The following is a 13,197-nucleotide window of genomic DNA, read 5'->3' as shown; positions in this document are numbered from 1 at the left end:
GCCCTTGAAAGACGCGCTGTGGTGCGGAGTTTCCCGCGCCCCTGAGAGGCGTGCTGTGGTGCGCGGAGCCCCGCGCCCTGAGAGGCGTGTGGCGGCGCGCGCAGTTCCCCGCGCCCCTGAGAGGCGTGCTGTGGTGCGCGGAGTTCCCCGCTCACCCGTGAGGTCTAGTGCGCGGCGGTCACCAGCACCGCCACCGACGGGCTGTCCGGCAGAGCGCTCGTGACCGCGGTTCTGACCGCCCGTGCCACATCGACGGCCCGCCCGGAGACCGCCACCTCAACGCGGACATGGCGGCGCGGCAGGGCACTCTCCCCGCCACGGCCGTCCTCGATACGCACCGGGCGGCCCAAGGCGTCCGTCAGGTGGAGCACCCCCGGTACGGACAGCGCGGCCGTGGCCACCAGTGCCTCTTCGGCATCGGTCGGCCGGGCGGCCGGCTGTACGTCACCGGGGCGTACGACGGCTGGTTCCTCGTCCCCCTCCAGCAACCCCGCCACCCGCAGATCCACCTCCGTGACCGTCAGACCGAGACGCTCCTTCGCCGCCGTGACCAGGGCCCGGCGCAGACGGGCCGCCGTTGCCGGGAGCGGTTCGGCGCCGGGGGCCGTGGGATCCGCCGAAGCCGTGAAGTCGGCGCTGATACGGAGCGGGCCGGGTGGCAGTGCGCTGGGCGGCGGGAGCACCGCGGGGTCGTACGACCGGTCGGGTTCCGCGAGGGCGATCCGGAGCGTGCCGAGCCGCGCCCCGCGCATGGGAGCCGCCGCCCGCCGCAGCAGGGAGTCGGCGGCATCCTCCGTGATCCACGCGCCGTCGCGCGGGCCGCCGAGAGGCAGCAGCCTGCCGAGCCCGAGCTGGTGTCGTACAACCTGCGCCCACCCGTCCGCCGTCATTGCTCCAGCCTGCCGCATCCCCGGCGCGCAAGCGCGCGACCCGACTTAGTGTGGGCGAAGGGACGACGACCGAAAGGGATGTACGGCGATGACCGACATGACAGAGCGGAAGCGGCCGGAGACCCCCGAGGGCGAGCAGGAGCCGGTGGGGACGCGCAAGGCCACCAAACGTGGCGGCGGTGACCCCGCGACCCGGGGACGGACCACCATCGCGGACGGAGTCGTGGAGAAGATCGCCGGGCTCGCCGCCCGGGACGTACTCGGCGTGCACGCGATGGGGAGCGGGCTGAGCCGGACCTTCGGGGCGGTGCGGGACCGGGTGCCCGGCGGTACGAAGTCCGTCTCACGGGGTGTCAAGGCCGAGGTCGGAGAGCTGCAGACCGCGCTCGACCTGGAGATCGTCGTCGACTACGGCGTGTCGATCGGGGACGTGGCCCGCGCGGTGCGGGAGAACGTCATCGCGGCCGTCGAGCGCATGACCGGACTCGAGGTCGTCGAGGTCAACATCGCCGTCAGCGACGTAAAGCTGCCGGACGAAGAGGACGACGAGCCGGAGTCGCGGCTCCAGTGACATCCCGGTCCCACTACCGCTCAACCCCGGCCACCGAACTGCTGAGGAGCGCATCATGAGCTTGGCCGTGATCGGCATGATCGCCGGAATGGCGCTGGGCTTCGCCGGGTATTTCGGGGGTTTCGGGGCCTTCCTCCTGGTGGCCGCCCTCGGTGCCGTCGGCTTCGTCGCCGGGCGGTTCCTCGAAGGGGACCTGGAGCTCGGCGACTTCTTCCGTTCCCGCGATGACCGGCGGCGGTGACGCGTGCCCGCACAGTCAGGCCGGCTCGGTGAGACGCGGCGGCCTGTGACGGCCGTCGCGCCGGCCGAGCGCGGCGCGACCCGGATCGCCGACCGGGTGGTGGCGAAGATCGCCGGGCAGGCGGCGCGCGAGGCGCTGGAGGCGCTGCCCCCGGACGCCATGGCCCCGCACGCCACGGTCGTCGTCCGCCCCCACCCTCGGCTTCGCTCGGGCGGGGGGACCCTCATCGACACCGCCCACGTCCGCGTCAGCCTCGAACTCGACTACCCCTCCGACATCGGCGGGCAGTGCAACGCGGTGCGTCGACATGTCGCCGAGCGGGTAGGTGCGTTGGCGGGGATGGAAGTACCGGAGGTGGCCGTCCAGGTGGAGCGGCTGCACCTGGCGCAGACACCCGGCGCCGCACACGGGAGGACGCAGTGAGCGAGTCCCAGGGACCCGACGGCAGTACCCAACGGCTGCCCGTGCTGGAGAAGGCCGCCGAGAGCGAACTCGGCCAGTCCGCTTCCGCGGCGGCATACGAACCGCTGCCCACTCTCGACGAGGAGGGCGGGGGAGAGGGCCGCTTCTGGTCGCCGCGCCGCGTCCCCGCGGGGATTCTCGCGGTGCTGCTCCTCGTCGGCGCGGGTCTCTTCCTGTACGACGTCGCCGCCGTGCGCGCCGGCCGGCCCGCCATGCACTGGCGCAGGTCACTGGCCCGGCAGCTCGCCGAACGCCCTCTCGACGACACCTGGGTGCTTGTCGGTGCCGCAGTGGCCGCGGTCCTCGGGCTCTGGCTGATCGTCCTCGCGGCGACGCCGGGGCTGCGCGACGTACTGCCGATGCGCCGCGTCCACGCCGATGTACGGGCCGGGCTGCACCGGGGCGCCGCCGCGACCGCGCTGCGCGACCGGGCCATGGAGGTCGCCGGAGTGCAGTCGGTCCGCGTCCGGATGCGCCGGAAGAAGGCCGACGTCCGAGCGGTCTCGCACTTCCGTGAACTCGACGACGTACGAGCCGACTTGGACGCCACGCTCGCCGACGGCATCAGGGGGCTCGGCCTCTCCCGGCCGCCCGCCCTGTCGGTGCACGTCGCACGCCTGGGCCGGAAGGGGTGAGGCGGATGCTCCGGATCGTCAACCGCGTGCTGCTGGGCGTGATCGGCCTGGCGCTGGTCGTCCTCGGCGGCTCCGTGCTCGCCGTGGGGCTGGGGGCCGGTCCGCCTTCGTGGTGGATCCACGACGGGCGGCACGACGTGCTGCTCAGCGACGCGGACCGCGCGCGGTGGCGGGACGAGGGCTGGTGGTGGCCGGTCGTCATCGCCGTCCTCGCGGTGCTGGTGCTGCTCGCCCTGTGGTGGCTGACGGCCGTGCTGCGCCGCCGCCGGCTCGCCGAGGTGCTCGTTGACACCGGCGACGGCGAGGGCGCGCTGCTGCGCGGGCGGGCCCTGGAGGGCGTACTCGCCGGTGAGGCAGGGCAGTTGGACGGCGTCCAGCGGGCGCAGATCCTGCTGACCGGGCGGCGCAGCGGCCCCGAGGCGCGTGTGCAGCTCCTGTTGGAGCCGCATGTGGATCCCGGGCACGCGCTGCACTCGCTGACCACGGAGGCGCTGGCCCACGCGCGCGACTCGGCGGGCCTTGCGGCGCTCCCCGCGGAGGTACGTCTGCGCGGGGTCAAGCACCGTGCCGAGCGCGTGAGTTGAGCCTCGACCACGTGTCCTAGAACCCGCTCAGCACGCCGCCGTCCACCGGCAGCATGATGCCCGTCAGATAGGACGCGGCCGGCGAGAGCAGGAACGCGGCCGTGCGGCCGAACTCCTCCGGGGTGCCGTAGCGGCGCAGCGGAATGCGGGCCTCGTTGGCGGCGCGGGTCGCGTCCGGGTCGGCCGAGAGGCCGTCCAGCTCGCGGACGCGGTCCGTGTCGATGCGGGCCGGGAGCAGCCCGAGGACACGGACACCGCGCGGTCCCAACTCGTCCGCGAGGGACTTGGCGAAGCCCGCGAGGCCGGGGCGCAGCCCGTTGGAAATGGTCAGGCCCGGGATCGGCTCGTACACGGAGGTCGAGAGCACGAAGCCGATGACGCCGCCCTCGCCGAGTTCCGCCGCGGCCGTGCGGGCCAGCCGCACCGCACCCAGGAAGACGGACTCGAACGCGGCGGTCCACTGCTCGTCCGTGTTGTCCGCGAGGAACCCGGGCGCCGGGCCGCCGACGCTGATCAGGATGCCGTCGAAGCGGCCGAAGTGCAGCCGCGCGGCCTTGACGAGCTGCTCGGCGGCCGCGGGGTCGGCGTTGTCGGCGGCGACCCCGACCGCGTTCGGGCCGAGCGCGGTCGCCGCCGCACCGGCGGTCTTCTCGTCGCGTCCGGTGATGACCACTTTCGCGCCGTCGGCGACGAGTTCGCGCGCGGTGGCGTTGCCCAGGCCACGGGTCGCTCCCGTGACGACGTACACACGGTCCTTCAGTCCAAGATCCATGGCCCTATTCTGGACCCTGGCCCTTGAACAGTACGAAGGCGGCGCTCACCAGGCCGATATGGCTGAACGCCTGGGGGAAGTTGCCGAGCTGGCGGCCGGCCAGGGGGTCGTACTCCTCGGCGAGCAGGCCCACGTCGTTGGCCACCGACACCAGCCGTCCGAACAGCTCCCGCGCCTCCTGGGTACGGCCCGTCAGATGCAGGGCCTCCGCCAGCCAGAACGAGCACGCCAGGAACGTACCCTCGTCGCCCGGCAGTCCGTCGACGTCGCTCTCCTCGACGCTGTAGCGGCGCAGGAAACCGCTGTGGCCGAGCTCGTCGCGGACCGCGTCGATCGTGCCGATCACCCGGGGATCGTCGTACGGCAGAAAGCCGACGCGGGGGATGAGCAGCGCCGAGGAGTCCAGCTCCCGCGAACCGTAGGACTGCGTGAACGTGTTCCGTTCGGGGTCGAAGCCGCGCTCGCACACCTCCCGGTGCACCTCGTCCCGCATCGCGCGCCAGCCGGTCAGATCACCGTCGAGGTTCGGGTCGGCCTCCAGCGCGCGTACGGCGCGGTCGGCGGCCACCCACGCCATCACCTTCGAGTACACGAAGTGCCGGCGCGGGCCGCGCACCTCCCAGATCCCCTCGTCCGGCTGCCGCCACGCCGTCCGCAGGAACTCCATCAGCGCGACCTGCACCCGCCACATGTGCGGCTTGACGGGCATGCCCGAACTCCGGGCCAGCGAGAGCGAGTCGATGACCTCGCCGTACACGTCGAGCTGCAACTGGGTGACGGCTTCGTTGCCGACCCGCACCGGGCGGGAGCGGGCGAAGCCGGGCAGCCAGGGGATCTCGTACTCGGGAAGCCGGCGCTCGCCGGAGAGCCCGTACATGATCTGCAGGTCCGCCGGGTCGCCGGCGACCGCGCGCAGCAGCCAGTCACGCCAGGCCTCGGCCTCCTCGTGGTAACCGGCCGTCAGGAGCGCGCCGAGGGTGAGGGTGGAGTCGCGCAGCCAGCAGTAGCGGTAGTCCCAGTTGCGGACGCCGCCGAGCTCTTCGGGCAGTGAGGTGGTGGGGGCGGCCACGATGCCCCCGGTCGGCGCGTACGTGAGGGCCTTGAGGGTGATCAGCGAGCGCATGATGATGTCCCGGTGCGGTCCGCCGTGATGGCAGCGCGCCGACCACGCCTGCCACTCCTCGACGCTGGTCCGCAGAGCCTCGTACGGGTCGCACAGTGGCGGGCGCGGCCGGTGCGAGGGATGCCAGGTCAGGACGAAGGCGACCTTCTCGCCCGCGGCGACGGTGAACTCCGAGTGCGTACGGAAGTCCTTGCCCCAGGTGCGCACGGGCGGCTCGCTGCGCAACCACACAGCGTCCGGGCCCGCGACCGCCACCCGGTGGCCCTCCGCGCGGCGCATCCACGGCACGACCAGGCCGTAGTCGAAGCGCAGCCGGAGCAGGCCGCGCATGGTCACCCGGCCGCTCAGCCCTTCGATGATGCGTACGACGTCGGGGGCGCCGTCGCGCTTCGGCATCACGTCGGTCACCCGGACGGAGCCCTCGTCCGTGTCCCACTCGGTGTCGAGCACCAGGGTGTCGGGGCGGTAGGCGCGCCGGGTGCAGTCACCCGCCCCCTTGGGCGCGATCCGCCAGTGGCCGTGCTCGTCGTCGCCGAGAAGCGCGGCGAAGCAGGCTGCGGAGTCGAACCGCGGCAGGCACAGCCAGTCGATGGAACCGTCCCGTCCCACCAAGGCGGCGGTCTGTTCGTCCCCGATGAGCGCGTAGTCCTCGATGCGTCGCTGCACGGTGGACGGGTTCCCGACCGGGAGGCCCGTCAATCGGGCCGCCAGAGTGGCGTGAGTGCCGGTCGGGGTCCGGGATCCGGTGTTGCACGGGTCGTGGTCGGGGGTCGAGACCTGGTGTTATGGCGGTGCCGGTCGAAGTCCCGGACCCGGTGTTTGCGCCCGGTGCCGGTCGAAGTCCCGGACCCGGTGTTGCACGGGTGCCGGTGGCGGCTCGGCCCTGTTGTGCGGGTGCCGGTCCGGGGCTGAGTCCCGTGTCATACGGGTGCCGGTCGAGGTCCCGGACCCGGTGTCACACGGGTGCCGGAGCCGCCTCCGGCGCGTCCTGCGCCGCCGCCGCTGCCTCCGCCCGGTCGCGGCGTTCGCGGCGGACCAGGATCACCCAGCCCACGGGTACTCCCGCGGAGAAGAGCCACCACTGGATCGCGTACGCCATGTGCGGACCGATGTCGCTGTGTTCCGGGTCGGGGATCAGCTCGGGGGAGTCACCCTTGGGTTCCGGGGCGGTCTGCTCGATGTAGCCGCCGAGGACCTGCTCGCCGAGCCGCTTCGACTCCTGCTCGCTGTTGATCAGCATGACCATCCGGGCGGGCAGACCCTGGACGTTCTTGATGCCGCTCTCGGCGGTCGTCTCGTCGGCCATCAGCCTGCCGGTGACGGTGATCTCGCCCGTCGCGGGCGCCGGGACCTTCGGGAACGCGCTCTGTGAGGCATCCGCCGCGATCCAGCCCCGGTTGACCACCAGGACCCGGCCGTCGTCCAGGACGAACGGGGTCAGGACGTGGTAGCCGACCTCACCGTCGGAGTTGGTGCGACGGCGTACGACCTCCTCGTGCGCGGTGTCGAAGTGGCCCTTCGCGGTCACCCGGCGGAAGAGGTCGTCGTGCTTGATCTCCTGACCCGGAGCGGTGAGCGACTCGGCCGGCACGGGTGTGGCGGCGAGGGAGTCGGCGATCACCGTGTTCAGCGCGACCTTGTGCTCATGCCTGTGCAGTTGCCAGTAGCCCAGCTTGATCATCGTGGGGATGAGCGCGAGAGCCACGAGGGTGAGAATCACCCACTGCCGGGACAACAGGAAGCGGTACACCCCACGACCGTACAACTCGGTCGTGGGGCGCATTGAGGGGGGTGCGTGTCGAGGCGGACGCGGGGCCCGGCCTCCGGTACGGGCTCAGACGTTGTCGATGATCCCCACCTTCCCCTCCGCGCGGGCGCAGTGCGCGCCGCAGAACCAGCGGCCCTCCACCTCGACCCCCTGGCCGATGATCTGCACCCGACAGTGCTCGCAGATGGGGGCCATCCGGTGGATCGCGCAGGAGAAACAGTCGAAGACGTGCACCGCGCCCTGCGCGTGCACCTCGAAGGTCATGCCGTAGTCATTGCCACATACTTCACATCTCGCCATGCGCCACAGGGTGGGGCGCCGACGGGGCGCGGGCGAGTGGACGCCGGGCGAGTCGCCCCGCAATCACCCGTCTGACGCCCACGTCGGCCAGGCCTGCGGCACCCGCCCGCGTGAGGCCTGCTATGCCGGGTCCACATCCCGCAGCAGCTGCCCGAACGCCGCCTCGTCGATCACCGGTGTCCCGAACTGCCTGGCCTTGACCACCTTGGACGTACTGGAGTCCGGATCGTTCGTCACGAGCAGGCTGGTGAGCCGGGACAGGCTCGTCGCGACATGCAGCCCGGCCTCGACGGCTCGGTCCTCCAGCAGCTCACGGTCGATGGACGTGTCCCCGGAGAACGCGATCCGCATGCCCTGCTTGAGTGGCCTGTCCGCTTGGTAGCGGCCCGGGTTGGGATACGGGCAGGCGGGGCGCTTGCGGGAGGGCCGCCAACTCCCGGACGGGTAACCGCCGCCGCCGGACTGCCGGCCGATCGACGGGCTGGATGACCACTCCGTGAGCGGACGGCATTCCAGAAGAGGCAGCCGCACGCCGCGGTCTGCGGCGACCCGCAGGCTCGGCCGGAACGCCTCGGCCAGCACGCGCGCGTCGTCCAGCGCGTGGTGCGCCCGCTGCTGTACGACGCCGAAGTGCGCGGCCAGCGACTCCAGCTTGTGGTTGGGCAGCGGAAGCCCCAACTCCTTGGAGAGCGCGATGGTGCACAGCCGCTGCCGCACCGGAGCCTCGCGCTCCGCACGCGCGTACTCCCGCGCGATCATCGACCAGTCGAAGACCGCGTTGTGCGCGACGAGCACCCGGTCCGCGAGCCGGCCTGCGAACTCCTCGGCGATGTCCTGGAAGAGCGGGGCGCCTTCGAGTACGTCGCTCGTCAGGCCGTGGATCCACACCGGGCCCGGATCGCGCTCCGGGTTGACCATCGTGTACCAGTGGTCCTCGACCTCACCGCGCGCGTCCAGCCGGTAGACGGCGGCCGAGATGATCCGGTCGTCCCGGGCCAGGCCTGTGGTCTCGACGTCGACGACCGCGTACCCCTGTGGATACGCGGCCGGCCAGGAGACGGGGGACGCTGCGGTCGTCAGGTCTTCGAGCATGGTCACTGAGAATACGGGGCCCGACTGACAGTCACGTCGCCGGACTCCGCACTCATCGGAGGGTCCGTCACATACCTGCGTCGAGGGCGCGCCCCGCACGGCGAGGGCGGGGAGTTGCGCCAGTTCCGCGCGCGCCCCATCGGCGCGAAGCCCGGTGCGCACGGCTATGGACCTTTCGCCCGCCTGGTGCAAGCGTGCTGCGCGCCCGGTGGACGACGGCCTGCGAAGGGCGGTACGAGACATGGCACGAGTGAGGTACGGCGCACGGACCGAGGCGGAGCTCGCCGCCGCGCGCACCGCGAGCTCGAAACTCCCCGACATCTGGTCCACCGGTGTGGTGGCCCTCTGGGAGAGCGACCCGGACGCGGTCGCGGCGGTGCTGCCGCCCCCGCTCAAACCCACCGGGAGCCCCCTGGTGCGGGTCGGCATCAGCAGGGTCGACCTGGCCGGATACCCGCTGGGCGCCGGTTCGTTCGCGGTCGCCGCCGCGCACGACGGCGTCGAGGGCTGGTATCCGCTCGTCATGCCGATGACCCACGAACGGGCCCTCATCGGCGGGCGTGAGGTCTTCGGGGAGCCCAAGAAGCTCGGCGAGGTGACAGTCGAGCGCGACGGTCTCGTCGTACGCGCCGCACTCGCCCGGCACGGCATCGCGTTCGTAGAGGTACGCGGCGCCGTCAGCGGTGACCTGCCGCTGCCCGAGCCCGTGCAGAAGACGGACTTCTACTTCAAGTTCCTTCCCGGGGTGGACGGTTCGGGCTTCGACGCCGGGCCCGTCCTGGTGCACTGCCTGCGCAACGAGAAGGTGCGCAAGCTGGAGCGGATCACCGGGGACGTCGTGCTGCGCGAGTCGATGTACGACCCGGTCGCCGACCTCCCCGTGCGACGGCTCGTCGAGATCACCCTCGGCGAGAAGACCACCGACCAGCGCGGCAGGGTCGTCGAACGCGTCAGCGCCCAGGCCCTGTTGCCGTACATCCACCAGCGCTACGACGATCCGCGGCAGGTCCTCGACGGGGGGCCCGAGGGGGGCTTCTGATGGATCTGCGGGAGGGGTAGGCCGGGTAGGCCGCCGTCGCCACCGGCGCGGCGATGAAGGCGCACGCGCGCGTGACGACGGACCGGTGCGCGCGTGGCGACGGGTCGATACGCGCGTGACGACGGGTCGGTACGCCGGCGGCCGCGCCCGGGGTGCGATCCTCCCCGTGTGAGCGAACCCACGCGCGACGAACCCCATGCCCAACCCGGCAAAGAGCCCCACGACGAACCCCACGGCGGCACCCTCGGTTCCCGGCTGAACTGGCTGCGTGCCGCCGTCCTGGGCGCCAACGACGGCATCGTCTCCACCGCGGGCATCGTGGTCGGCGTGGCGGGCGCCACCAGCGACCGCTCCGCGCTGTTCACCGCCGGGCTCGCGGGGCTGCTCGCCGGATCCATGTCCATGGCGGCGGGCGAGTACGTCTCGGTCTCCACCCAGCTGGACTCGGAGAAGGCCGCTCTGGCGGTGGAGAAGCGGGAGCTGCGGGAACAGCCGGAGGCCGAACTCGAGGAGCTGACCGGGCTCCTGGAGGAGCGTGGCCTGTCACGTGACGTGGCCTTCGAAGCGGCCGAGCAGCTCACGCAGCGGGACGCCCTGAAGGCCCACGCGGCCGTGGAGCTCGGCATCGACACCGACGACCTCACCAACCCCTGGCACGCGGCCTGGGCGAGCTTCCTGTCGTTCACGATCGGCGCGCTCCTCCCCCTGCTCGCGATCGTCCTTCCGCCGAGCGACTGGAGGGTGCCCGTCACCGTGGTCTCGGTCCTCGCCGCCCTGGTCGTCACCGGCTGGGTGAGCGCGGGCCTCGGCGCGGCGGGCGTGCGACGGGCGGTGCTGCGGAACGTGGGCGGGGGCGCGCTGGCGATGGCGGTGACGTACGGGGCGGGGGCCCTGTTGAATGCGACAGGGGTGTGAGCGCCCTGTTCAGAGCCCCATACCCGGGGCGGCCGTTGGCGAAGACCGCCAAGAAGCAAGCGCGTACCGCCGGTAATACTTGTCAGTAACAACCCCTAGCCGGGGCCCGCCGGCGGTTCTACGGTTCACCCATGCCGAACCCGAACCTGCCCGATGTCGTGCTGTGGTCGATACCCGCCTTCGTGCTGCTCACCGTGATCGAGGTGGTGAGTGTCAGGATCCGTCCAGATGCCGAAGGTGCCGCAGCGGGGTACGAGGCGAAGGACGCCGCGACGAGCGTCGGCATGGGGCTCGGCAGCCTCGCCTTCGACTTTCTGTGGAAGATCCCGATCGTCGCCCTCTACACGGCGATCTACGAACTGACACCCCTTCAGGTGCCCGTCCTGTGGTGGACCATCCCGCTGATGCTGCTCGGGCAGGACTTCTTCTACTACTGGTCGCACCGCGGACACCACGTCATCCGCATCCTCTGGGCCTGCCACGTCGTCCACCACTCCAGCCGCAGGTTCAATCTCACCACCGCCCTGCGCCAGCCCTGGACGACCTGGACCGTCTGGCCCTTCTACGTCCCGCTCATCGCCCTCGGTGTGCATCCGGCCGCGCTCGCGTTCTGCTCGTCCGCGAACCTCGTCTACCAGTTCTGGATCCACACCGAGCGCATCGGCAAGCTGCCCCGGGCCTACGAGTTCGTCTTCAACACGCCCTCCCACCACCGCGTCCACCACGCCTCCCAAGGCGGCTATCTGGACCGCAACTTCGGGGGGATCCTCATCGTCTGGGACCGGCTCTTCGGGTCTTTCGTCGAGGAGACCGAGCGGCCCGTCTACGGCCTCACCAAGAACATCTCCACGTACAACCCCCTGCGTGTCGCCACCCATGAGTACGCCGCCATCGCCAGGGACCTGAAGGCGGCGGGGAGTTGGCGCGAGCGTGCGGGGCGGATCTTCGGCGGGCCGGGCTGGCAGCCGGCGCCGAAGGCCGCCGCTCCGAAGACACCGGTCACCGAGCCCGTCGCGTGAACCCACGCCTCACGCGCGTGGGTGCGGACCCACGCCTCGCGCGCGTGCTCCTCGTCTCCTTCGGCGCGGCGGCCGCCGTTGACCTCGTCTCGCTGGCCGCCGGGTTCGACCCGGGGCACATGGTCGCCAAGCCGCTCCTGATGCCCCTGCTCGCCGCTCACGTGGCCACGCGCGGCGGCCCCCGGCTGCTCGTCGCGGCCCTGCTCTTCGGCTGGGGCGGCGACACCCTGCTGCTGTTCGACACGGACCCCGCCTTCCTGGCCGGGATGGCCTCCTTCGCGGCGGGGCACGCGTGTTATCTCGCACTGTTCAGAAGTGCTCCACGCGCGCGTGGAGCATGGTTTCTCTGCGCGTACGCCATCGCACTCGTCGCCGGCGTCACCCTGCTGTGGCCCGACCTCCCCGCCGAACTGCGGCTCCCAGTAGCCGGATACGGCCTGCTGCTCACCGCGATGGCGTACGGCGCGACCCGGATCGGGCTCGTGACAGGCCTCGGCGGCGCCCTCTTCCTGCTCTCCGACACCCTCATCGCGACCGGGATCGCCGACTGGCCGCAGCTCCCCAGGCCGGACTTCTGGATCATGCTCACGTACATCGCCGCCCAGTTCCTGCTGTTCAAAGGCGTGCTGGGCACGCTCGGCGCGCAATCCGTACCGAGGGCGGCGTACGGTGAGATGAGCTCGACCACCCGCTGAGGACAGCCGCGGACGCCCCCGCAGGAGAAGGAGCCTCGCCCATGCGCGCCACCACCATCCACGCCCCGTACGACATGCGCGTGGTTGACGTGCCCGAGCCCGTGGTGCAGTTGCCCACCGACGCGGTCGTCCGGGTGCTGCGGTCCTGTATCTGCGGCAGCGACCTGTGGGCGTACCGCGGCGAGTCGCACCGGGAGCCGGACCAGCGGATCGGGCACGAGTTCCTCGGCACCGTCGAGGACACCGGCTCCGAGGTGACCGGCGTCAAGCGCGGCGACCTGGTCGTGGCGCCCTTCATGTGGTGCGACGGAGTGTGCGACTACTGCCGTGAAGGGCTCACGACGTCCTGCGAGCACGGCGGCATCTGGGGCGATGTCGGATACGACGGCGGGCAGGGCGAGGCGGTCCGTGTCCCCTACGCCGACGGCACCCTCGTACAACTGCCCAAGGAGGCGGCCTCCGACGACCGCCTGCTGGCGGCCCTGCTGTCGCTGTCCGACGTGATGGGCACGGGTCACCACGCGGCCGTCGGCGCGGGGGTCCACGAGGGCGCCACCGTAGCCGTCGTCGGGGACGGAGCCGTCGGACTGTGCGCCGTGCTGGCCGCCAAGCGGCTGGGCGCCGAGCGGATCATCGCGCTCGGACGCCACCAGGTGCGTACGGACATTGCGCGCCGCTTCGGAGCCACGGACATCGTCGCCGAGCGCGGCGACGCGGCCGTCGAGGCCGTCCGTGAGCTGACCCGCGGTCAGGGGGCGCGCTGCGTCATCGAGGCGGTCGGGACAGAGCAGTCCATGAGCACGGCCGTGAACATCACCCGCGACGGCGGCGCCATCGGCTTCGTCGGGGTTCCGCACGGCAGCGGTACGGGGCTGGACCTGAGCGTGCTGTTCGACCGGAACATCGCCCTGCGCGGCGGGGTCGCACCGGTGCGCGCCTACATCCCGGAGCTGCTGCCCGACATCCTCGACGGGACCATCGACCCGTCGCCGGTGTTCGATGTGACCGTCGGCCTGGAAGGCGTACCCGACGGCTACAAGGCGATGGACGGGCGCACGGCTCTCAAGGTGCTCGTCACGACCTGATGGGTC

At 71.8% G+C, this 13,197-nt stretch carries 16 protein-coding genes; 10 read left to right on the top strand and 6 right to left on the bottom strand.

Annotated features, from left to right (window positions below):
• Positions 1–164 precede the first annotated feature (164 nt).
• Positions 165–890: a nucleopolyhedrovirus P10 family protein gene (locus ACFVKT_RS30300; RefSeq protein WP_385737440.1), complete on the bottom strand. Its 726-nt coding sequence runs from the start codon at positions 888–890 to the stop codon at positions 165–167.
• A gap of 88 nt (positions 891–978) precedes the next feature.
• Between ACFVKT_RS30300 and ACFVKT_RS30295 the strand changes: the two genes are divergently transcribed.
• The 5 genes from ACFVKT_RS30295 to amaP are packed head-to-tail and all read left to right on the top strand — an operon-like array spanning position 979 to position 3,383.
• Entirely contained in the window at positions 979–1,461 is a 483-nt protein-coding gene (locus tag ACFVKT_RS30295) for an Asp23/Gls24 family envelope stress response protein (protein WP_385737438.1), read from the top strand.
• Between the two features lie 55 nt (positions 1,462–1,516).
• The gene (locus ACFVKT_RS30290; RefSeq protein WP_385737436.1) at positions 1,517–1,702 is read left to right on the top strand and encodes a hypothetical protein; all 186 of its coding nucleotides are present in this window, start codon (positions 1,517–1,519) and stop codon (positions 1,700–1,702) included.
• A gap of 3 nt (positions 1,703–1,705) precedes the next feature.
• Positions 1,706–2,125, top strand: a complete 420-nt coding sequence (locus ACFVKT_RS30285; RefSeq protein WP_385737435.1) for a hypothetical protein — start codon at positions 1,706–1,708, stop codon at positions 2,123–2,125.
• Entirely contained in the window at positions 2,122–2,799 is a 678-nt protein-coding gene (locus tag ACFVKT_RS30280; protein ID WP_385737433.1) for a DUF6286 domain-containing protein, read from the top strand. The genes ACFVKT_RS30285 and ACFVKT_RS30280 overlap by 4 nt, the downstream gene beginning before the upstream one ends.
• Positions 2,800–2,804: 5 nt before the next feature.
• Complete coding sequence (amaP, locus tag ACFVKT_RS30275; RefSeq protein WP_385737431.1) at positions 2,805–3,383, top strand: alkaline shock response membrane anchor protein AmaP; 579 nt, start codon at positions 2,805–2,807, stop codon at positions 3,381–3,383.
• Positions 3,384–3,399: 16 nt separating this feature from the next.
• On the opposite strand, the gene ACFVKT_RS30270 is transcribed toward amaP, so the two are convergent.
• The 5 genes from ACFVKT_RS30270 to ACFVKT_RS30250 all read right to left on the bottom strand — a co-directional run bounded on the left by ACFVKT_RS30270 (position 3,400) and on the right by ACFVKT_RS30250 (position 8,438).
• Complete coding sequence (locus tag ACFVKT_RS30270; protein ID WP_385737429.1) at positions 3,400–4,155, bottom strand: SDR family oxidoreductase; 756 nt, start codon at positions 4,153–4,155, stop codon at positions 3,400–3,402.
• 4 nt (positions 4,156–4,159) lie between these two features.
• Positions 4,160–5,944, bottom strand: a complete 1,785-nt coding sequence (locus ACFVKT_RS30265) for a glycoside hydrolase family 15 protein (RefSeq protein ID WP_385737427.1) — start codon at positions 5,942–5,944, stop codon at positions 4,160–4,162.
• Between the two features lie 289 nt (positions 5,945–6,233).
• Positions 6,234–7,028: an SURF1 family protein gene (locus tag ACFVKT_RS30260; protein ID WP_385737425.1), complete on the bottom strand. Its 795-nt coding sequence runs from the start codon at positions 7,026–7,028 to the stop codon at positions 6,234–6,236.
• A gap of 84 nt (positions 7,029–7,112) precedes the next feature.
• The gene (locus tag ACFVKT_RS30255; protein WP_385737423.1) at positions 7,113–7,346 is read right to left on the bottom strand and encodes a hypothetical protein; all 234 of its coding nucleotides are present in this window, start codon (positions 7,344–7,346) and stop codon (positions 7,113–7,115) included.
• Between the two features lie 120 nt (positions 7,347–7,466).
• Positions 7,467–8,438 (bottom strand): DEDDh family exonuclease, encoded by a 972-nt coding sequence (locus tag ACFVKT_RS30250; protein ID WP_385737421.1) that lies wholly within the window; start codon positions 8,436–8,438, stop codon positions 7,467–7,469.
• Positions 8,439–8,679: 241 nt separating this feature from the next.
• Here ACFVKT_RS30250 and ACFVKT_RS30245 point away from each other — a divergent pair, with 241 nt between their 5' ends.
• From ACFVKT_RS30245 to ACFVKT_RS30225, 5 genes are all read left to right on the top strand, one after another.
• Positions 8,680–9,477, top strand: coding sequence for an acetoacetate decarboxylase family protein (locus ACFVKT_RS30245; protein WP_385737419.1), 798 nt, complete (start codon positions 8,680–8,682; stop codon positions 9,475–9,477).
• 168 nt (positions 9,478–9,645) lie between these two features.
• Positions 9,646–10,392: a VIT family protein gene (locus ACFVKT_RS30240; RefSeq protein ID WP_385737417.1), complete on the top strand. Its 747-nt coding sequence runs from the start codon at positions 9,646–9,648 to the stop codon at positions 10,390–10,392.
• Between the two features lie 131 nt (positions 10,393–10,523).
• The gene (locus tag ACFVKT_RS30235; protein ID WP_385737415.1) at positions 10,524–11,411 is read left to right on the top strand and encodes a sterol desaturase family protein; all 888 of its coding nucleotides are present in this window, start codon (positions 10,524–10,526) and stop codon (positions 11,409–11,411) included.
• A 17-nt stretch (positions 11,412–11,428) separates the two neighbouring features.
• Positions 11,429–12,106: a lysoplasmalogenase gene (locus ACFVKT_RS30230; RefSeq protein WP_385737413.1), complete on the top strand. Its 678-nt coding sequence runs from the start codon at positions 11,429–11,431 to the stop codon at positions 12,104–12,106.
• Positions 12,107–12,147: 41 nt separating this feature from the next.
• Complete coding sequence (locus ACFVKT_RS30225; RefSeq protein ID WP_385737411.1) at positions 12,148–13,191, top strand: zinc-dependent alcohol dehydrogenase family protein; 1,044 nt, start codon at positions 12,148–12,150, stop codon at positions 13,189–13,191.
• The last annotated feature ends 6 nt before the right edge of the window (positions 13,192–13,197 follow it).

The organism is Streptomyces sp. NPDC127595 (assembly GCF_042671685.1).
Classification (GTDB): domain Bacteria; phylum Actinomycetota; class Actinomycetes; order Streptomycetales; family Streptomycetaceae; genus Streptomyces.
This window is presented reverse-complemented; position numbering and strand designations above follow the sequence as displayed.